Genomic DNA, 19,826 nt, shown 5'->3' on the forward strand with positions numbered 1-19,826 from the left:
AAAAAACCTGTCTTCAATGATGGCACTTTGTCATAATGCCGCCCCTTTTCCGCTGCCCAGCGCGTTGCCGTGCCGGGACACACCGTTTTTCAAGAAGGAATACTCAGTGAGAATGATCTCCCGGATGTTGGTCTCAGGCGTTGCGATTGCCGTGCTGGGCACCCTGGCCGGCACCCTTGCCGGTTGTGCTACCGAAAGCTCCCGTGCACTGCCGGTGGCCAAGGTCGAAAGCGCCACTCAGGTCTGGACCGGCGTCCGCGTACCGATGGCCGTGGGCAAGTTCGACAACCGCTCGAGCTACATGCGCGGCATCTTCTCCGATGGCGTCGACCGTCTCGGCGGCCAGGCCAAGACCATCCTGATCACGCACTTGCAGCAGACCAACCGCTTCAGCGTGCTGGATCGCGACAACATGGGCGAGATCCAGCAGGAAGCGGCGATCAAGGGCCAGGCCCAGCGTCTGAAGGGTGCCGATTACGTGGTCACCGGTGATGTCACCGAGTTCGGTCGTAAAGAGACGGGTGATCACCAGTTGTTCGGCATTCTCGGCCGTGGCAAGACCCAGGTCGCTTACGCCAAGGTCAACCTGAACATCGTCAACATCAGCACTTCCGAAGTGGTGTATTCGACTCAGGGCGCCGGCGAATACGCCTTGTCCAACCGTGAAATCATCGGTTTCGGCGGCACCGCTGCGTACGACTCCACCCTCAACGGCAAAGTCCTTGATCTGGCCATGCGCGAGGCGATCAATCGTCTGGTCGATGGCATGAACGCTGGTGCCTGGAAACCGGCCAACTGATCGCAACCCATTGCAAGGAGCATCAACAATGAATGTTTTTCTGTCTCGACCGCGTCTGGTCCTGACGCTGGCCGCCAGCGCCTTGCTGGCCGGTTGCAGCAGTCCGCAAACCCTGTACCAGTGGGAAGGCTACCAGCCGCAGGTTTACGAATACTTCAAAAGCGAAACACCAAAAGAAGCGCAGGCCGAAGCGCTGGAAGCCGATCTGCAAAAGATCCGCGCCAGTGGCAAAGCCGTACCGCCGGGTTACCACGCGCATCTGGGCCTGTTGTACCTGAGCATGGGCAAGGACGATCAGATGGTGCAGCAGTTGCGCACCGAGAAAGCCTTGTTCCCGGAGTCGGGCACCTACATGGATTTTCTGCTTAAAAACGCCAAGACCGGAGACGCCCAATGATCAAGCGTGCTCTGAAGCTGCTGGCCGCCGGCCTGGCCCTGACCGTACTCGGTGGCTGTGTCGCGCCGAAAACCGTCGACTATTCGGCGTATAAACAGGCACGTCCCAAGACCATTCTGGTGCTGCCGCCGCTGAACACCTCGCCCGACGTGAAAGCGTCGTACAGCCTGTTGTCGCAAGTGACGTTTCCGCTGGCCGAGGCCGGTTACTACGTGCTGCCGATCACGCTGGTGGACGAAACCTTCCGCCAGAACGGCCTGACCACGCCGGATGACATCCATCAGGCACCGCCGAACAAGCTGAAGGAAATCTTCGGTGCGGACGCGGCGCTGTACATCAACGTGACCGAATACGGCACGCGTTACCGGGTGATCAGCAGTGAAACCGCCGTGACCGCGACGGCGAAACTGGTCGACCTGAAGTCCGGTACCACGCTGTGGACCGGCACGGCCCGGGCGTCGAGTGAAGAGGGTAACAACGGCAACGCCGGTGGTTTGATCGGCATGCTGATCACGGCCGCAGTGAAGCAGGTGATCAACAGCTCCACCGATGCCGGTTACCCGATTGCCGGTGTGGCGAGTAATCGTCTGTTGTCGGCCGGCCACCCGGCAGGTCTGCTGTATGGGCCGCGTTCGCCGAAGTACGGCACTGACTGACGACCTGAAACTTTTGTGGGCGCGGGCTTGCTCGCGAAGGCGGTCTGTCAGAGGCATTTGGCCTGACTGACACAGCGCTTTCGCGAGCAAGCCCGCTCCTGCAAGGGGAATGTGCTCCTCTGTCGTTCATCGTGCGGCAGTCCCGACCCGCTCATCCCCCCTGGCGCTTGCGTTCCTGCTTGCAACGAGCAGACTGGCAAATCGACGCAGCCCCGATCAACGATCCGTACTCAACGTGCAATCAAGACCCTGCATCTTGCCGCCGAAGGCGATATTCTGCGCGACGCTCACAGACGCAAATAAAGACAATAGGCGTGTGCACCCTCCCTCTTATTTCTTGGCCAGCGATCGCCAGGGGAGGGTTGCCCGATGCCAAAGGAGTGTTCGTATGACCGACAAGAAACCGGAAACCACGGTCGACCGCGTCTACCAAGGGGTTTACGAGGCGATCTGCAAGCGTTCGTTGCGCCCTGGCATGAAACTGGGCGAGGCCTCACTGGCCGAGTTATTCAATGTCAGCCGCACGTCGGTGCGCGCCGCGCTCAAGCAACTGGAGGCTGACGGACTGGTTACCACCGAACCGAACAAGGGGGCTTCGGTGTCGCTGCCCAGCAACGAAGAGATCCGCTCGCTGTTCGAAACCCGGCGCCTGATCGAGATCGGTATCGTCACCGAACTGTGCCGGCGCAAGGACCCCGCCGCGATGCAGGACTTGCGCGCGCATCTGCTGCTGGAAGATCAAGCCCACGCTGCCGGCGACCACGAGCGGCTGATTCATCTGCTCGGCGAGTTCCACATCAAACTGGCGCGCAGCCTGAACAACCCGGTGCTGCTCGACTGGTTCCAGAAACTCATCTCCCGCGCCTCGCTGTACGTCGCCGCGCTGGATGATGACAGTCACGAAGCCTGCCGCGATGACGAGCACCTGCGCCTGCTCGAGTACATCGAAGCCGGGGATCAAAGCGCGGCGATCGAATTGACTTGCCTGCACCTGAACGGCATCGAACAGGCCATTCTCGACGTCGCTGCGAAGATGAAAACTGGCTACCATCCGCTCAAACACTTGATCGGCGTATGAGTTCCGGGCACTGGGGAAATCGGCTATACCTCTTATGAAACCAATACGCCGCAAGATGCTCGAAACAGACGAGCGTCGCGTCGTTTGGTCGTCGTGATTTACCGGACAACCACCACAGGACACCGAGTCAGTCGATGCAGTTTTTATCCGATAGTCACGGTTGTGACGGCTGGAAAGGCGAAATGGCCGAACGCATTTGCGCGTTCGACTGGAGCCCTACCGAGCTGGGTCCGCTGGACACCTGGCCTGCCAGTCTGTGCAGCACGGTGCAATTGATGCTGGCGTCGCCTCTGCCGATGGTCATGCTCTGGGGCCACGCCGGCTACATGATCTATAACGACGCCTACTCGAAATTTGCCGGTGGCCGCCATCCGTATCTGCTCGGCTCGCCGGTGGAGCTGGGCTGGCCGGAAGTGGCCGACTTCAATCGGCACGTGGTCGATACCTGTCTGGCCGGCGGCACCCTGTCTTACCGCAACAAGGAACTGGTGCTGCTGCGCGACGGGGTGCCCGAAGACGTCTGGATGGATCTGTATTACAGCCCTGTGGCCAACGATGACGGGCAACCGGCCGGGGTCATGGCGATGGTGGTGGAAACCACCGAATTCATGCATTCCGAGCGCTTGCGCCAGGCCGCCGAAGACGCCTACCGCGCCGATAACGAGCGCGTGCGACTAGCGCTGAATGCCGGCGCGCTGTTGGGTTCGTTTGTCTGGGACGTGAAAAACAATACGTTGTCGGCGGATGAGCGTTTCGCCCGCACGTTCTCTTATCCGCCGGATCAGGACCTGAGCAATCTGGCCCAGGACATCGCCCAGTCCCGCATCCATCCCGATGACATCGCCTGGGTGCACGAGCGCGTCACCCATTCGGTGCGGACCGGCGCGCCGTTCAACGCGGAGTACCGCGTGCGCCGCAGCGATGGCAGTTATCTGTGGGTCCTGGCCAGTGGCGCGTGCGAGTTCGATGAACACGGTGAGGCACGGCGTTTCCCCGGCGTGTTGATCGACATTCATGAGCGCAAGACCGCTGAAGAATCCCTGCTCAAGTTCACCCGCAACCTCGAACAACGCGTGGCCGATGAAGTCGAGGCGCGACTGGCGGCCGAAGAGCAATTGCGCCAGTCGCAGAAGCTTGAAGCGATTGGCGGGCTTACCGGCGGCGTTGCCCACGACTTCAATAACCTGCTGCAAGTGATCGCTGGCAATCTGCATTTGCTAGCCCGGCATGAACCGCACAATGCCAATGTCCAGCGCCGGGTCAGCGCCTCGTTGGCGGCGGTCGAGCGTGGCGCCAAACTGTCTTCGCAACTGCTGGCGTTTGCCCGGCGTCAGCCGTTGTCGCCTGCGGTGTGCAACCCGCAACAGATCTTCGACGGCGTGGGGGAGTTGCTGCAACGGGCGCTGGGTGAAACCATTCAGATCGACGTGCAGCTGCCGCAAGCGCCGTGGCACATCAACGTTGATCGCAACCAACTGGAAAACGCCATTCTCAATCTGGCCATCAATGCCCGGGATGCAATGAAAGGCGAGGGCACCATCGTGCTGAGCGCCTCCAACACCCGTCTGGAGCGCGAGTTTTGTGTCGGTAAAGGCATCCTGCCCGGGGAGTACGTGCGGGTGGCGGTCAGCGATACCGGTGCGGGCATCCCGGCGCAGATCCTCGAACAAGTCTTCGAACCGTTTTTCACCACCAAGGCCGACGGTCAGGGCACCGGTCTGGGCTTGAGTATGGTCTTCGGGTTCGTCAAACAAAGCGGCGGCCATGTCGAAATCGACAGCCGCGTCGGTGAAGGCACGCGAGTGCAGTTGTACTTCCCGCGCAGCTTGCGGCCGGTCCGCGCTGAAATGCCGAGCCTTGACGCGCAGCAGGGCGGTGGCCACGAGACGATTCTGGTGGTCGAGGACAACGAGGCGGTGCGCGCCTCGGCGGTTGAATTGCTGCGCGAAGAGGGCTATCGCGTGCTCACCGCCGGCCATGGCGATGCGGCCATGCAGATGCTGCTCGAAGGTGTCGAGGTCGATTTGATCTTCACCGACGTGGTCATGCCGGGGCTGATCAAAAGCTCCGACCTGTTCGCCTGGGCCAAGGTGCAGACGCCACCGGTGGCGGTGCTGTTCACCTCCGGGCACACCCGCGACATCATCTCGCGCAACCACCAACTCAGCCCCGATACCCATTTGCTGGGCAAACCCTATAGCCCCGAGGCCATGCTGCAAATGATTCGCGCGGTGCTCGGTGCCTGATCGGGTGCAAGCGAGGCACTTGGGGCGGTATGGATAAAGTGGTGGCGTGGGAATCTGTGGCGAGGGGATTTATCCCCGTTCGGCTACGCAGCAGTCGTCAACATGAGCTCGCGTCATACCCGGTGCAATGCAGCGGAGTGCTTCGCACTCCAACGGGGATAAATCCCCTCACCACCGGGCTCTCAACAGACATTCGTGATAAGGCCTGCCGATGACTTCCAAGCGAAATGCCAAAGCGCCCGCCGGTACGGTCCGGGTGCGTGGCGCCCGTGAGCACAACCTGAAGAACGTTGACGTCGATATCCCCCGCGATGCGCTGGTGGTCTTCACCGGCGTATCCGGTTCGGGCAAGTCGTCGCTGGCGTTTTCCACGCTGTATGCCGAAGCCCAGCGCCGTTACTTCGAATCGGTCGCGCCCTATGCACGGCGGCTGATCGACCAGGTCGGCGTGCCGGATGTCGATTCCATCGAAGGCTTGCCGCCCGCCGTGGCCCTGCAACAGCAGCGTGGCACACCGAGCACGCGTTCATCGGTGGGCAGTGTCACCACCTTGTCGAGCCTGATCCGCATGCTGTATTCCCGCGCCGGCAGTTATCCGCCGGGGCAGCCGATGCTGTATGCCGAAGATTTTTCACCGAACACTCCGCAGGGCGCGTGCCCGCAATGTCATGGCCTGGGCCGGGTGTATGAGGTCACCGAAGCACTGATGGTGCCTGATCCGAACCTGACCATCCGCCAACGCGCGGTGGCGTCCTGGCCGCTGGCCTGGCAAGGGCAGAACCTGCGCGACATCCTCGTGACCCTGGGCATCGACGTCGACATTCCCTGGAAGAAACTGCCGAAAAAACAGCGCGACTGGATTCTCTTCACCGAAGAAACCCCGACCGTGCCGGTGTACGCCGGGCTGACGCCGGAAGAAACCCGCGTCGCCCTCAAGCGCAAGATGGAGCCGAGCTACCAGGGTACGTTCACCGGTGCGCGACGTTACATCCTGCACACCTTCACCCATTCGCAAAGTGCGCTGATGAAGAAGCGTGTTGCACAGTTCATGCTCGGCAGCCCGTGCCCGCTGTGTGACGGTAAACGCCTGAAGCGCGAGGCCTTGTCGGTGACGTTCGCCGGGTATGACATCGGCGAACTGTCGCAGATGCCGCTGCTGCAAGTGGCTGAAGTGTTGCGACCGGTGGCCGAGGCCAGCTATCTCGAACACGCCGATGAAACCGGCGACACCCTGAGCCATGCGCAAACCCGCGAGGCCCGTCAACAGCGGGCGGCCCACGGCGCCAGCGCTCACGCCAGCGCGCCGGATGTGCGGCACACGCCGAACCTGTCGCTGGAAAAGCGCCTGGCGGCACAGCGGATCGCCGAGGATCTGCTGGAGCGGGTCAGCACCCTGACCGATCTGGGGCTTGGCTATCTGGCCCTGGAGCGCAGCACGCCGACGTTGTCCTCGGGAGAGTTGCAGCGGTTGCGCCTGGCGACGCAATTGGGCTCGCAGTTGTTCGGCGTGATCTACGTGCTCGACGAGCCGTCCGCCGGGCTGCACCCGGCCGATGGCGAAGCGTTGTTCGAGGCCCTGCAGCGCCTCAAGGCCGACGGCAACACGCTGTTTGTGGTCGAGCATGATGTGGAAACCATGCGCCGCGCCGACTGGCTGATCGACGTCGGCCCGGCGGCGGGCGAGAAGGGTGGTCAGATCCTTTACAGTGGCCCGCCAGCGGGGCTGGCCGAGATCGAACAGTCGCAGACTCGCGCCTACCTGTTCGCCGACGCGCCACGCCAGCCCCGGGTTGCGCGCAAGCCCGGCGGGTGGCTGAAACTCGATGGCATCTCACGCAATAACCTCAACCACCTCAGCGCCGAGTTTCCGTTGGGCTGTTTCACCTCGGTGACCGGCGTGTCCGGCTCGGGCAAGTCGAGCCTGGTCAGTCAGGCGCTGCTGGAACTGGTCGGCGCGCAGTTGGGGCGTCCGCCAGCGGACAGCGAACCGGATGAGCTCAGCCTCGAAGACGATGCGCCGCAGGCCAGCAGCGGCCAGGTCACTTCAGGGCTGGAGTCGATCAAGCGTCTGGTGCAGGTCGATCAAAAACCGATCGGGCGCACGCCGCGCTCGAATCTGGCGACCTACACCGGGCTGTTCGACAACGTGCGCAAGTTGTTCGCCGCAACAACCGAGGCTCGGGCGGCCGGTTATGACGCCGGACAGTTTTCCTTCAACGTCGCCAAGGGGCGTTGCGCCACGTGCGAGGGCGAGGGATTTGTCAGTGTCGAATTGTTGTTCATGCCCAGCGTGTATGCGCCATGCCCGACCTGTCATGGCGCGCGCTACAACCCGCAGACGCTGGCGATTCTCTGGGAGGGCCTGAGCATCGCCCAGGTCTTGCAATTGACCGTCGATGAAGCGGTGACGGTGTTTGCCGGGCAACCGGGAATTCGTCGTTCGCTGGAAGTGCTGCGCGATATCGGCCTCGGTTATCTGCGTCTCGGGCAACCGGCCACGGAACTGTCCGGCGGTGAGGCGCAGCGGATCAAACTGGCCACCGAGTTACAGCGCAATCAACGCGGCGCCACCCTGTACGTGCTGGATGAACCGACCACCGGCCTGCACCCGCGCGACGTCGATCGCCTGCTGGAACAACTCGATACGCTGGTGACGGCGGGGCATACGGTGATCGTGGTCGAGCACGAAATGCGCGTGGTCGCGCAGAGCGACTGGGTGATCGACATCGGCCCGGGCGCGGGGGATCAGGGCGGCAAAATCGTGGTGGCGGGTACACCGCAGAAAGTCGCGGCGAGCAAGAAGAGCCGGACGGCGCCGTTCCTCGCTCGCGCCTTGCGCTGATGGCCGGGATCGGTGCCTGCAGGCGCCGATTTTTGCTGCGATGTTTTGAACGATTGCCCGGCTTCAGGCTTCGAATCTTCAAGACCCGACGCGTTTCAGTCGGACGGGTTTGATGAGCGAGGTGGCCATGAACGAGCAATCAACGCAGCAGCAGAATCAATCGGCAGAGCCGATCAACCGCAACGACCCGGCAATCGACCCGCAGCTGCCGGGGCAACCGGCGCCGACGCAACAGCAGGGCGAGAACGATCAGGCACAGAGCGCCGATCCGGCGGTGGATCAGAAGCATAAACACACCGATAACGACAACGAATTCAGTCCGGGCTTCAAACCGCAACCTGATCGTGCGAAACCGGGTGAAGAAACCGATGCCGATATTGACACGGACGGGGGCTAGTCACGGTAGATACGACAAGGCCGCATTCTCTGAATGCGGCCTTTTTTGTGCGCGGTTATTTGCTCGGATGCTTGGCTTGCAGCTCTTTCGCCGCCGCCAGGTGTTTTTCCAGCGCCGGGAGCATTTTCTGCGCAAAGGCCTTCAGTTCCGGTGCTCCTTTGACCTTGTCGTCGGTCACGGTGTTGGCTTGTTTCTTGAACAGCTCAATGGTCTCTTCGTGGGCCTTGACCTGATTGTTGGCGTAGGCCGCATCGAAGGACTCATCACGCATATCGAGGATTTTTTCCTTGGCTTGCTTGACCAGGGTGGTGGTGTCCGGCACTTCGATGTCGTGGGCTTTGGCGATGCTCGCCAGTTCATCGTTGGCCTTGCCATGATCGGTGATCATCATGTTGGCGAATGCCTTGATGTCGGCCGACTGGCTTTTTTCCAGGGCCAGGCGACTGGTTTCGATTTCGGCAATGCCGCCCGCTGCGGCGTTGTCGACAAAGTCATTGTCGGTGGCGGCGAAGGCACTACCCATGCCAGCGCTCAAAGTGACAGCCAGAACGAGGTGCCGCAGGTTGAATCCGTCCATTGATGTATCTCCACGCAGGTTTTTTGTTGGTGTTACTCAATGGAGGGAAAGCCGCGAATAAAGGTTTTATCGCATTTGCGACAGGGCGACGAACGGACACCGCTGGTCTGACAGGTGGTCGACAGAACCGGGTAACCAAGGCCATTCTGATAACGAGCCAGCGCAATCGGTCGCGTTGGCTGCCGATCAACTCACGGAGGTGTTCCATGCCGGTGACCCATGACCTGTATCAGGACTTGAAGCTTACGAAGGAAGAGATCCAGCAACGACGCACCGAGGACCCACATCTGGATGCACTGATCAACAAGTATTCCGAGGCGGATGCCGAGGTAGTCAAGGCCGAGACTGCCACCTCGGATGCGCCCAGTGATGACACGCTGAAAAAGCTCAAGGAGAAACGCTTGCAGGTCAAGGACAGGATTGTCGAGCAGTTACAGGCTCGATCCTGACCGCCAGTGGCGCCACCGACCGCCGGTGGTGAATGGAAAGGAACGACCGGCACGACCGGCACCTCGAATGTACAGCGTCTCCATTCATCGACGCTTTGCGAGGTGCCTTATGAACGATCCCAAATTCCCCAGTGAAGAGCAGGGCGCATTCGACCCGGTGCCGACGCACCCCGAACCGAACAGCCCGGCGCACACCACGGCCAACCCCGATGAGCCGGACGAAGACCTGCCCACAGACGAAGATCCCGATAAGTTCGACAAGTCTTCCAATTGACAGACCGTCATCGCCAGCAGGCTGGCTCGCACCATGAATCCGTGAACGACCCACATCGCCTGTGTGAGCGAGCCGGCTGGCGAAGGCGCCGGCTCGTTCAACAGAGGATTGAACGGATTTACTTCAAGGCTGCCTCCAACGGCAATCGCGCCATATGCGTCGCCTTCAACGAGCCCAGATACAACCACTGGCCATACTCGCGTGCCGTGGTGATTGGCGAGTAATTGTCACTGCTCGCGTCCTGCAAATTGGCAATCACCTTGCCGTCCAGATCCAGGCCCAGCACAAAGCCGCGCTTTTCCACCGGTTTCGGTAACACCGTCAGCGCCCGCACGATCATCTTGCGCAGGAACGGATACCCGGCGGTGCCATCGAGCAGAGCATTGCGCGGCGCATACAGCGCCACCCAGAAACGGTTACTGCCATTGAACGCGAGGTTGTCCGGCAGGCCCGGCAGGTTGTCGATAAACACATCATGCGTGCCGGCCTTGGGGCCGCTGAGCCAATAGCGACTGATGCGGTACGCGCCGGTTTCATTGACCAGCACATAAGCCTCATCCGGGCCGAGGGTGACGCCGTTGGCGAATTCCAGTTTGTCGAGCAGCACCGAAGTCTTGCCGGTCTGGAAGTCATAGCGCAGCAGACGTCCGTCACCACCGTGCTCGATGATCGCCTCGCCATCATGGCCGTAACCCCAATGGCTGGAGGCATCGCTGAAATAGGCGTAGTGCCCGGATTTGTCGATCGCTACATCATCGGTGAAACCGAAGGCGACGCCGTTGGCGGCGGTGGACAAGGGAATCAGGCGGCCCTGGGCATCGAGTGAGAGCAAACCCTTGATGGCGTCGGCAATCACCAGCAAACCGTTCGGATGCCGCGCCAGCCCCAACGGTCGGCCACCAGTGTCGGCGAGGACCTTGCGTGCCTGGCCATCGAGGCTGGTACTGATCAGTCGACCGTCATGCAGCCCGGTGATCAGGACATCCTCTTCCAGCAGCAAGGCTTCCGGTCCCTCGATGTCGCTCGGCCCGACCGGCACCGCGGCTTTGAGGCGCTGGTTGTCGGCGAAGACACCTTCGGTCAACGACGGTGCCGGCGAAGGTTGCCACGCCACCGGTTCAACCTTGGTTGGCATCAGCAGCAAGAACGCGATGACGACGATGATGATCAACAACACCCCATGCCGCAGCCTCATGCGCTGGCCCTCGTCGCGCTGATGTACTGCGCTGCCCGGTCGCGCAGCGCCAGCATCGACGCCGCCGATTCACGCTCGATGCGGCGTCTGAGCAGCAACCGGTTGGCAATGCGCATGCCCAAACCGGCGAAGCGATAATCCAGCGTGCGCACAAAACGTGTGCCGCCCTGTTCGGCCGTGCATTCGTACGTCAGCAGCAGCGACAAGCCATGATCGCCCTGAGCCCGGGCGCACCAGCGTCGGCCGGGCAGGTATTCGCTGACTTCCCAGTGCAGATGACCGGCGCGACCCCCGGCGTGAATGTCCTCTTCGAAGTGCGCGCCGGCATGCAGCGGGCCTTGCGGGCCGTCGATCTTCAGCGACGACGGATGCCATTCCGGCCAGCGACTGGCGCTGGCGGCGTAGGCGAGCACGGTGACTGGCTCGCCGACGATTTCGATGTGGTGCTGCATGCGGGTCATGGACGGTCTCGAATGGCTCAAGGGGACGGGTTCCGGTTCCCAATAGAGGGTGCCGAACAGGTAATCCATCAAGGGAAAGACGATGTTGAAATTGCGCTCCTGCATGCGTTCGCGGCGATGGTGCAGTTCATGCAGACGGCGCATCTGGCGGATCCATGGCAGGTGTGTCAGCGGATTGTCCGGCGGCAGATGTTCGCAAGCGTGAAACACTTCGTAGATCAAGTAACCCAGCACCATGCAGCCACCGAACAGTCCGGCGACATTGCTGTTGAACTGTGCAAACAGCCACCACAGCGGCAGGCTGATAACCAGGGTATGCAGGACGATCAGCCACGCCGGAAACAGAATCACCCGCCAGTCGCGAGCGCTGTCGTAGGTCATGTGGCCGGGGGTGAAGAAGCTGTGATGGTCGCCGGCATGGCGAGCGTAGAACAGCCTGGCGAAGGTCTTTTTGTGATGGCCGAGATGGCGATGGACCATGTACACGCCGAAGTTGAAGAACAGCAGGGTCAGCGGCACCGTCAGCCATTCCCGCCAACTGACCTGCTGCACCGGGTGCCAGAAGGCGCCGATGGCCAGCACGCCGAACAGCAGCACGAAGGCGCCGTGCAGCCACGGGTTGTAGAACGGATGAATGGCGGCCCGATAACGGCTGCGAAATGCCTCGGTGGTCTGCCTCAACTGCGGTCACCTGCGGGTATTGTTGTTCTACCCGGCAGCGTAGCCGATCCGGCGGTTTGTGCAGGCCGGCGCTTGAGGCCACTTGCGCCATGCTCCGGGGTAAAGCGGCCGATTCAGCTCAACGGGTTCCAGCGCTGCGACCAGTCGTCATCAGCGTGGATCACTTCGCGCAGCAGATCGAAGGCGTGTTGCAGGGTGGCGGAGTCGCGATCACGCGAATACACCAGATAGGTCGGGTAGCTGAATTCCGGGGCTTTGGTGACCGGTTCCAGGGCGCCGCTTTCCAGATAACTGCGCACGACCCGGGTGCGGAAATAGCCGCTGCCACCGTTTTCGAGGATGTATTGCAAGGCCAGCGGGCCAAGGTTGAAGCTCAGTGCGGCCTTGGCCTTTTCCGGCAGGGCGGCGTCGTGCTGGCAGCGGAAGTCCGGGCCCCAGTCGATGTAGACGTAAGGGTCGGGCCGGTCGGGAGCGCGGACCAAAATCAGTTTCTCTTCCAGCACTTGCTCGACCTGCAAGCCCGGCCAGTACTCTGGCTGATAGACCAGCGCGGCGTCGAGCACGCCAAGTTCGAGCTGACGGAGCAGGTTTTCGCCGTCGCGGATTTCCATGCGCAGGGCATGGCCGGGGATTTTTTCGCGCAGTTCGGCGGCCCAACTGAGCATCAGTGGATTGCACAGGCTGACCTCGCCACCGATGTGCAGCACGTTGTGATAGCCCTCGGGCAGCGGCAGGTCGCGGCGCGCAGCCTCCCAGGTCTGCACCAGTTGATTGGCGTAGACCACGAACGCCTCGCCGTTGGGCGTCAGTTTCGCGCCGGCACGGTTACGCACGAACAGCGTACTGCCCAACTGGCTTTCGAGTTTCTGCACCCGGGCGGTGATCGCCGTTTGCGTGACGAACAGCTTTTGCGCAGCCGCCGCCAGGCTGCCGTGGCGGACGATTTCCAGAAAGGTGCGGGCGAGGTCGATGTCCATGGGCGGGCCGGTGGTTGAGGTGGCGGGCATTGTAAGTGCAGCCTCGGGACCGCGTCATCGTTTGGAGTGGCCCCTCACCCTGATCCTCTCCCAAAGGAGAGGGTCGGGGTGAGGGCAAAACCAGTTACCGCAGAATCAACCCGCCCACTCGACCTCCTGCACCCGTGCCCAATCCGCCACCAGCCGTGTGGGCGTGCCGCAGGCCTTGCGCTTGTAGACGAAATGCCGGCACTTCTCGGCGAACTGATTGCGGTTGTAGAGCATGTCTTCCTGCATTTCCTGCAACTCGGTTTCGCGGCATTGGTCGATCAGCACCTGGTCGACCCGCAACTTGCGCTCGCGTACGGCGGCGTAGGCCGGGTCGCTCAGCACGGCATTGGCCCGTTGCAGCAGCCACAACGAAAACTCATCCGGGCAGCGCGGGCCGATTTCCTGGACCATGCCCAGTTGCAATGCCTGGCTGGCGCTCACCGGCAGACAGGCTTGGGTCAGTTGCTCGGCGATGGCCGGGCCCACCGCGCGCGGCAGGCTGTATGTCCAGTATTCCGAGCCGTACAAGCCCATGCTCTTGTAGTGCGGATTGAGCACGATGTCGGCCCGCGCAAACACGATATCCGCCGCCAGCGCGAGCATCACGCCGCCGGCCCCGGCATTGCCGGTCACGCCGCTGACGACCAGTTGCCGCGCACTCAACAGCTCGGCGCAGACATCGTCGATGGCCTGAATATTCGCCCAGGCTTCAGCGCCGGGATCCTGCGCCGCCTGAATCACATTCAGGTGCACACCATTGGAAAAGCTGCCACGACCGCCGCGGATCAGCAGCACTTTCGTGTCGCGGGACTTGGCCCAGCGCAGCGCCTCGACCATGCGCCGGCATTGTTCGGTGCTCATGGCGCCGTTGTAGAACTCGAAGGTCAGCTCACCGACCACCCCGGACTCGCGATAACGCAGCGGCTGATACGCTTCATCGCTGAACGGCTGGCTGGCAATCGTCCAGTCCAGCACCGCCACCTCGGCCAGTTGCTCGATCAGCACGTGCCGGGCCGGTTGCTTGAAGGTTTCCTCGCCCGGTTGCGGCTTGCGTCGCAGCGATCCGATCCATACGCTCTGATCGCCCGCGGCCACCAGCACGGCATCGTCGTGCACCGCCAGAATCTCGCCGGGCATGCCCGAGCGCGAATCGAGGTGTGCGTCGTAAACGTAATACTGTCCACCGGCCAGGCTCGCCAGTACGCCGGGCTGGCCATCCGCTGCGTCGATGCAGCGTTTGATGAACCGCGCGCAATCGTGCCAGGTGAAGCTACGATCGACCTGTTTCATGTTCGGCTGCAAACGCCCGCGCACCTTGGGGTCGGCGTAATCCAGTTCGACCGGTATAAAACCGTTGACGAACTTCTCCACCACTTCACGGATGCAACACATTGCCGCATCGCTGACCCGGCCGTTGTACAGCTCGGACTTGCGCAGCCCGGATGGCAGGTTGAATTCACACGTGGCCCAGACCGGGCCGGCGTCCATTTCCTCCACGGCTTGCAGGGCGGTCACGCCCCAGCTCGACAACTCCTGGGTGATCGCCCAGTCCAGCGCACTGGCGCCACGATCGCCAACGATGCCCGGATGGATAATCACCACCGGCCGCGCGCGGTTGCTCCACAGTGCCTGGGGCACGCGGTCCTTGAGGAACGGGCAGATCACCAGGTCGGCGCCGCTGTATTCGATCTGTTCGCAGACCGACGCTTCGTCGGTGAATACCACGACGCTGGGCGAATGCCCGGCCTGGCGCAGCTCCAGCCAGGCGCGTTGGGTCAGGCCGTTGAACGCTGACGACAGCAGAATGATCTTGAGTGATCGCATGAATGGTCTTCCTTGAGTGGGATCAGCCGCAGGCTCCCGGTGAGCCGTCCTTGGCCTTCGATGGAGCCGGGAGAGTAATGAGTGGCGGCTGGCCCGCCAGTGACCGAGGTCAATGTTCGGTGAGCCAATATTTCTGCGGCGACGAAACGCCGGACGACCAAACGCAAAAAACCCGCCACAGGGGCGGGTTCTTCGGAGTACTGCGCGGCGCTGTTACGAAGGGAACAGCTCGGACAGTTTCATCGACAGCATCATGTCGCCTTCAACGCGCAGCTTGCCGCCCATGAAAGCCTGCATGCCGTCGGTTTCACCGCTGACGATGCCTTTCAGGGTTTCGCTGTCGAGCACCAGCGTGCAGTTGGCGGCAGGGTTTTCGCCTTCCTCGATATTGCAGGTACCGTCTTTGATGATCAGCGAGTACTGCTTGTTTTCGTCGGTGATGTTGAAACCGAAGACCAGATCCAGACCGGCAGCAGCGGCTGGGTTGAACTTGGCTTGCATTGCTTTTACGGCATCAGCTACGGAGGTCATGGTTCGATCCTTTCTTGGATAATAAGCGCTGGTTGATTACAGCAAGGTTCACACGTTAACCGGACTCAGCGGAAAGTGATGAGTTCCGGTGTCTTCAACAGTTGCAGGTGTGCATGACTGTTAAAGGAAGCCAAGGCCACCTCGCGACCGCGGAACTTCAGCTGGTTGAGCGAGGTGTTGACGATTTGCCAGTTCAATTCAAAGGCCTGTCGGGCAGGCATTTGCGTAATCAGGTGGAGCAGGGCGGTGATGGTGCCGCCGGAGGTGAACACGGCGATTTTCTGATGCGACTCCGCCTGTTCGAGGATCCGCTGCAGCCCGGCCTTGACCCGCTCGACGAACCCCAGCCAGCTTTCCAGCCCCGGCGTGTCGTAGGTGCCGGCCAGCCAGCGCTCGATGATCAGGGCGAAGATGCGCTGGAACTCGCCACGGTTTTGTGCGGCGTTGCGCAGGATGTCGAGGGCTTCCGGTTCGTCCGGCAGCATCGCCGGGAGCAGGGCGCGGATGACCGCGTCGGCATCGAATTCATTGAACGCCGAATCGGTTTCCAGCGTCGGCACCGGCAGGCCGTTGGCAGCGAACTGTTCCAGCGCGCTGGTGGCGGTGTGTTGCTGGCGACGCAGGTCACCCGCCAGGCAGCGATCGAAGCGGACCCCCAGTTCAGCGAGGTGCTGACCGAGGATTTCTGCCTGGCGCACACCGATGGGCGACAGGACGTCATAGTCGTCTGCACCAAAGGAGGCCTGGCCATGTCGAATCAAGTAGATGCTGCCCACGTCCGCGTCATCCCGGTACGTTGAAGGTTGTGGCGAGGTTATGAGGATGACGGGTAGCTGTCAATGAAAAAACATACGCTTGTTTGAAATGCCCGTTACAGGCCTGTTGCCAAAGGTTTCCCGGCTGGTCGCCGGGCCGACGCATGGGTATGCTGGAGCCATCCCGCGTGTGTTTTTGCATCCACGCATTGTTTTAAGGAGTCTCTGTGGAGTTTTTCACCGAATACGCCAGTTTCCTGGCCAAGACCGTCACTCTGGTGATCGCCATTCTGGTGGTTCTCGCCAGTTTTGCCGCGTTGCGCAGCAAGGGCCGGCGCAAGTCGGCGGGGCAGTTGCAGGTCAGCAAGCTCAATGATTTCTACAAGGGCCTGCGCGAGCGCCTTGAGCAGACTTTGCTCGACAAGGATCAGCTCAAGGCTCTGCGCAAGGGCGAGGCCAAATCCGAGAAAAGCGCGAAAAAGCAGAAGAACCAACCCGAGGCCAAACCTCGCGTATTCGTCCTGGATTTCGACGGCGACATCAAGGCCTCGGCCACCGAAAGCCTGCGCCATGAAATCACCGCATTGCTGACTCTGGCCACGCCAAAAGATGAAGTTGTCCTGCGTCTGGAAAGCGGTGGCGGCATGGTCCACAGCTACGGTCTGGCGTCCTCGCAACTGGCGCGTATCCGTGAAGCCGGCGTGCCGTTGACCGTGTGCATCGACAAGGTCGCGGCCAGCGGCGGCTACATGATGGCGTGCATCGGCGAGAAGATCATCAGCGCGCCGTTTGCGATTCTTGGCTCGATCGGCGTGGTTGCACAGCTGCCCAACGTCAACCGTTTGCTGAAGAAGCACGACATCGACTTCGAGGTCCTTACCGCCGGCGAGTACAAGCGTACCCTCACCGTGTTTGGCGAAAACACCGAGAAGGGCCGCGAAAAGTTTCAGGAAGACCTCGACATCACCCATCAACTGTTCAAGAACTTCGTCGCGCGCTACCGCCCGCAACTGGCGATTGACGATGTGGCCACCGGTGAAGTCTGGCTTGGTGTCGCGGCGCTGGACAAACAACTGGTGGATGAACTCAAGACCAGTGATGAATACCTCGCCGACCGGGCGAAAAAAGCCGAGGTCTACCACTTGCACTACGCCGAGCGCAAAAGCCTGCAGGAACGTATCGGCATGGCCGCCAGCGGTTCGGTCGATCGCGTACTGCTGAACTGGTGGAGTCGCCTGACGCAGCAGCGTTTCTGGTAAGGCCTTCAGGCATAAAAAACGCCGGTCAAATGACCGGCGTTTTTTTTGTCCGCTTCAAACCTGGTAGGTTCAGCGGCGACGGAACAGCGGCAGCGGTTCGTCGGTGGCGGCCTGATAGGTTACCGAGAAGTCCTTGAGACCTTCCAACGCTTCGTACGGGTCTTTGTCCGCACGCACGGCAAAGGCGTCGAAACCACAGCGGCGCATGTAGAACAGCTGATCGCGCAGCACGTCACCAATCGCCCGCAGTTCGCCTTTGAAACCGTAACGGTCACGCAGCAGACGGGCGTTGGAGTAGTTGCGCCCGTCAGTGAACGCCGGGAAGTTCAGGGCAATCACCTGAAATTCAGCCACGTCGTCACCGATTTCCTCGGCTTCTTCGTCGGCGTCCAGCCACACACCCAGACCACCGTCGCGGGCCTTGAGCATGCGGCTGTGTTCGCGCCACAGCTGCAGAGGCACGATCAGATCGTCGCAGTTGCTGATTTCGTCGATGTTGAAATCCTTGGGCAACAGGTGCCAGGTTTCGTCGACGACCTCGTTGTTCTTAATGATTCGCTGCATAGACGCGTTCCTTGAAGAGGTCGATGCCAATACGCTGATAGGTGTCGATGAAGCGCTCGTCTTCGGTACGTTGTTCGACGTACACGTCGATCAGCTTCGAGATCACGTCTGGCATGGCTTCCTGGGCGAAAGACGGGCCGAGGATCTTGCCCAGGCTCGCATCGCGGCTGGCGCTACCGCCGAGGGAGACCTGGTAGAACTCCTCACCTTTCTTGTCCACGCCGAGAATGCCGATGTGGCCGACGTGGTGGTGACCGCAGGCGTTCATGCAGCCGGAGATGTTCAGGTCCAGCTCACCGATGTCGAACAGGTAGTCCAGGTCGTCGAAACGGCGCTGGATCGATTCGGCAATCGGGATCGACTTGGCGTTGGCCAGCGAGCAGAAGTCACCGCCCGGGCAGCAGATGATATCGGTCAGCAAGCCGATGTTCGGCGTGGCAAAACCGCTTTCACGCAGTTCGCCCCACAGGGTGAACAACTGGCTTTGCTCGACGTCGGCGAGAATGATGTTCTGCTCGTGGGAGGTGCGCAGTTGACCGAAGCTGTAGCGCTCGGCCAGATCGGCGACGGCATCAAGCTGTTTGTCGGTGATGTCGCCCGGAGCAACACCGGTCGGCTTCAGCGACAGAGTCACGGCAACATAACCCGGCTTCTTGTGTGCCAGGGTGTTGCGGGCGCGCCAGCGGGCAAAACCCGGGTGCTCTTTGTCCAGCTCGGCCAGTTGCGCGGTCTGGTTGTCCAGCGCCTTGTAGTCCGGGTCGACGAAGTGCTTGGCGACGCGATGCAGTTCGGCTTCGGTCAGGGTGGTCTGGCCGCCGCGCAGGTGTTGCATTTCCGCATCGACTTTCTGCGCGAAGACTTCAGGGGTCAGCGCCTTGACGAGGATCTTGATCCGCGCCTTGTATTTGTTGTCGCGACGACCGTAGCGGTTGTAGACCCGCAGGATGGCGTCGAGGTAACTCAACAGGTCCTGCCACGGCAGGAACTCGTTGATGAACGCGCCAACCACCGGGGTACGACCGAGGCCGCCACCGACCAGCACGCGGAAGCCGAGCTCGCCGGCGGCGTTGTGCACCGGCTCGAGGCCGATGTCGTGAACTTCGATGGCGGCACGGTCAGCGGTCGAACCGTTGACGGCGATCTTGAATTTGCGCGGCAGGTAGGCGAATTCCGGGTGGAACGTGGTCCACTGGCGGACGATCTCGCACCACGGGCGCGGGTCGATCAGCTCATCGGCAGCGACACCGGCGAACTGGTCGGTGGTGACGTTGCGCAGGCAGTTGCCGCTGGTCTGGATCGCGTGCATCTGCACGGTGGCCAGTTCGGCAAGGATGTCCGGGATGTCTTCCACCGCCGGCCAGTTGAACTGCACGTTCTGCCGCGTACTGATGTGGGCGTAGCCCTTGTCGTAGTCACGGGCAATTTTGGCCATCATGCGCACCTGACGCGAGGTCAGTTGGCCGTAAGGCACCGCCACCCGCAACATCGGTGCAAAACGCTGGATGTACAGGCCATTTTGCAGGCGCAGGGGGCGGAATTCTTCTTCGCTCAGCTCACCTGCCAGATAGCGTCGGGTCTGATCACGGAACTGCTTGACGCGGTCCTCGATGATCCGCTGATCGTACTCGTCGTATACGTACATATAAGTCCTGTTCTCAGGCTTTGGGCTACTCGGAAAACGCTGCGTTTTCGCTTGCTGGAGTCCGATGGTGCCTCGGCAATTACGCGCGCACGGCCGCGCACTCCCTAACGGAGCCGGGGCAATATACCCGTTTGCAGTTATGCGCAAAAGTGATGTTTGAGTATATGTAAAGAACCAAATCGCCTAACGAGA

General features: G+C 61.4%; 19 protein-coding genes. 10 read left to right on the forward strand and 9 right to left on the reverse strand.

From position 1 onward, the window contains the following. The first annotated feature begins 112 nt into the window (after nt 1-112). The 7 genes from ACXX9E_RS18050 (at nt 113) to ACXX9E_RS18080 (ending at nt 8,415) form a co-directional block, all read left to right on the forward strand. Nucleotides 113-799 carry a CsgG/HfaB family protein gene (locus ACXX9E_RS18050; protein WP_177490383.1) on the forward strand — a complete coding sequence of 229 codons (687 nt, stop codon included), beginning with the start codon at nt 113-115 and terminating at the stop codon, nt 797-799. Between the two features lie 28 nt (nt 800-827). Continuing rightward, nucleotides 828-1,196: a DUF4810 domain-containing protein gene (locus ACXX9E_RS18055; protein ID WP_123468164.1), complete on the forward strand. Its 369-nt coding sequence runs from the start codon at nt 828-830 to the stop codon at nt 1,194-1,196. After that, nucleotides 1,193-1,852, forward strand: a complete 660-nt coding sequence (locus ACXX9E_RS18060) for a DUF799 domain-containing protein (protein WP_186745834.1) — start codon at nt 1,193-1,195, stop codon at nt 1,850-1,852. Before ACXX9E_RS18055 ends, ACXX9E_RS18060 begins: the two co-directional genes overlap by 4 nt. Nucleotides 1,853-2,240: 388 nt before the next feature. Then, nucleotides 2,241-2,930 carry a GntR family transcriptional regulator gene (locus ACXX9E_RS18065; protein ID WP_123468168.1) on the forward strand — a complete coding sequence of 230 codons (690 nt, stop codon included), beginning with the start codon at nt 2,241-2,243 and terminating at the stop codon, nt 2,928-2,930. A 134-nt stretch (nt 2,931-3,064) separates the two neighbouring features. Next, nucleotides 3,065-5,176, forward strand: a complete 2,112-nt coding sequence (locus tag ACXX9E_RS18070) for a hybrid sensor histidine kinase/response regulator (protein WP_458555843.1) — start codon at nt 3,065-3,067, stop codon at nt 5,174-5,176. Between the two features lie 211 nt (nt 5,177-5,387). Beyond that, entirely contained in the window at nt 5,388-8,018 is a 2,631-nt protein-coding gene (locus ACXX9E_RS18075) for an excinuclease ABC subunit UvrA (protein WP_458555844.1), read from the forward strand. 127 nt (nt 8,019-8,145) lie between these two features. After that, entirely contained in the window at nt 8,146-8,415 is a 270-nt protein-coding gene (locus tag ACXX9E_RS18080; RefSeq protein ID WP_123469165.1) for a hypothetical protein, read from the forward strand. A 55-nt stretch (nt 8,416-8,470) separates the two neighbouring features. On the opposite strand, the gene ACXX9E_RS18085 is transcribed toward ACXX9E_RS18080, so the two are convergent. After that, nucleotides 8,471-8,992, reverse strand: coding sequence for a DUF4142 domain-containing protein (locus tag ACXX9E_RS18085; protein WP_222833051.1), 522 nt, complete (start codon nt 8,990-8,992; stop codon nt 8,471-8,473). A gap of 206 nt (nt 8,993-9,198) precedes the next feature. On the opposite strand from ACXX9E_RS18085, the gene ACXX9E_RS18090 reads away from it, so the two are divergent. Continuing rightward, nucleotides 9,199-9,441, forward strand: a complete 243-nt coding sequence (locus ACXX9E_RS18090) for an HP1242/YdcH family protein (RefSeq protein WP_123468176.1) — start codon at nt 9,199-9,201, stop codon at nt 9,439-9,441. 109 nt (nt 9,442-9,550) lie between these two features. After that, on the forward strand, nt 9,551-9,715 hold the full coding sequence (locus ACXX9E_RS18095) for a hypothetical protein (protein WP_177490381.1): 165 nt from the start codon (nt 9,551-9,553) through the stop codon (nt 9,713-9,715). A gap of 118 nt (nt 9,716-9,833) precedes the next feature. Here the strand turns inward: ACXX9E_RS18095 and ACXX9E_RS18100 are convergent, their stop codons facing one another. The 6 genes from ACXX9E_RS18100 to ACXX9E_RS18125 form a co-directional block, all read right to left on the reverse strand. After that, nucleotides 9,834-10,910: an SMP-30/gluconolactonase/LRE family protein gene (locus ACXX9E_RS18100; RefSeq protein WP_186745818.1), complete on the reverse strand. Its 1,077-nt coding sequence runs from the start codon at nt 10,908-10,910 to the stop codon at nt 9,834-9,836. Beyond that, nucleotides 10,907-12,052 (reverse strand): sterol desaturase/SRPBCC family protein, encoded by a 1,146-nt coding sequence (locus ACXX9E_RS18105; RefSeq protein WP_458555845.1) that lies wholly within the window; start codon nt 12,050-12,052, stop codon nt 10,907-10,909. Before ACXX9E_RS18105 ends, ACXX9E_RS18100 begins: the two co-directional genes overlap by 4 nt. Nucleotides 12,053-12,165: 113 nt before the next feature. After that, nucleotides 12,166-13,029 carry a LysR family transcriptional regulator gene (locus ACXX9E_RS18110; RefSeq protein WP_123469167.1) on the reverse strand — a complete coding sequence of 288 codons (864 nt, stop codon included), beginning with the start codon at nt 13,027-13,029 and terminating at the stop codon, nt 12,166-12,168. 135 nt (nt 13,030-13,164) lie between these two features. Next, complete coding sequence (locus ACXX9E_RS18115; RefSeq protein WP_458555846.1) at nt 13,165-14,883, reverse strand: hydrogenase maturation protein; 1,719 nt, start codon at nt 14,881-14,883, stop codon at nt 13,165-13,167. A 213-nt stretch (nt 14,884-15,096) separates the two neighbouring features. Continuing rightward, nucleotides 15,097-15,414, reverse strand: a complete 318-nt coding sequence (locus ACXX9E_RS18120) for an SCP2 sterol-binding domain-containing protein (protein ID WP_128614292.1) — start codon at nt 15,412-15,414, stop codon at nt 15,097-15,099. 65 nt (nt 15,415-15,479) lie between these two features. Beyond that, nucleotides 15,480-16,190 carry a histidine phosphatase family protein gene (locus ACXX9E_RS18125; RefSeq protein WP_222833049.1) on the reverse strand — a complete coding sequence of 237 codons (711 nt, stop codon included), beginning with the start codon at nt 16,188-16,190 and terminating at the stop codon, nt 15,480-15,482. A gap of 206 nt (nt 16,191-16,396) precedes the next feature. Between ACXX9E_RS18125 and sohB the strand changes: the two genes are divergently transcribed. Continuing rightward, entirely contained in the window at nt 16,397-17,428 is a 1,032-nt protein-coding gene (gene sohB, locus ACXX9E_RS18130) for a protease SohB (RefSeq protein ID WP_123468188.1), read from the forward strand. A 69-nt stretch (nt 17,429-17,497) separates the two neighbouring features. Here the strand turns inward: sohB and ACXX9E_RS18135 are convergent, their stop codons facing one another. Continuing rightward, a complete protein-coding gene (locus ACXX9E_RS18135) occupies nt 17,498-17,992 on the reverse strand; it encodes a DUF934 domain-containing protein (RefSeq protein ID WP_123468192.1) in 495 nt (164 codons plus the stop codon). Then, nucleotides 17,976-19,634 (reverse strand): nitrite/sulfite reductase, encoded by a 1,659-nt coding sequence (locus ACXX9E_RS18140; RefSeq protein WP_123468194.1) that lies wholly within the window; start codon nt 19,632-19,634, stop codon nt 17,976-17,978. Before ACXX9E_RS18140 ends, ACXX9E_RS18135 begins: the two co-directional genes overlap by 17 nt. Between the last annotated feature and the right edge of the window lie 192 nt (nt 19,635-19,826).

The organism is Pseudomonas sp. GNP014, assembly GCF_054344005.1.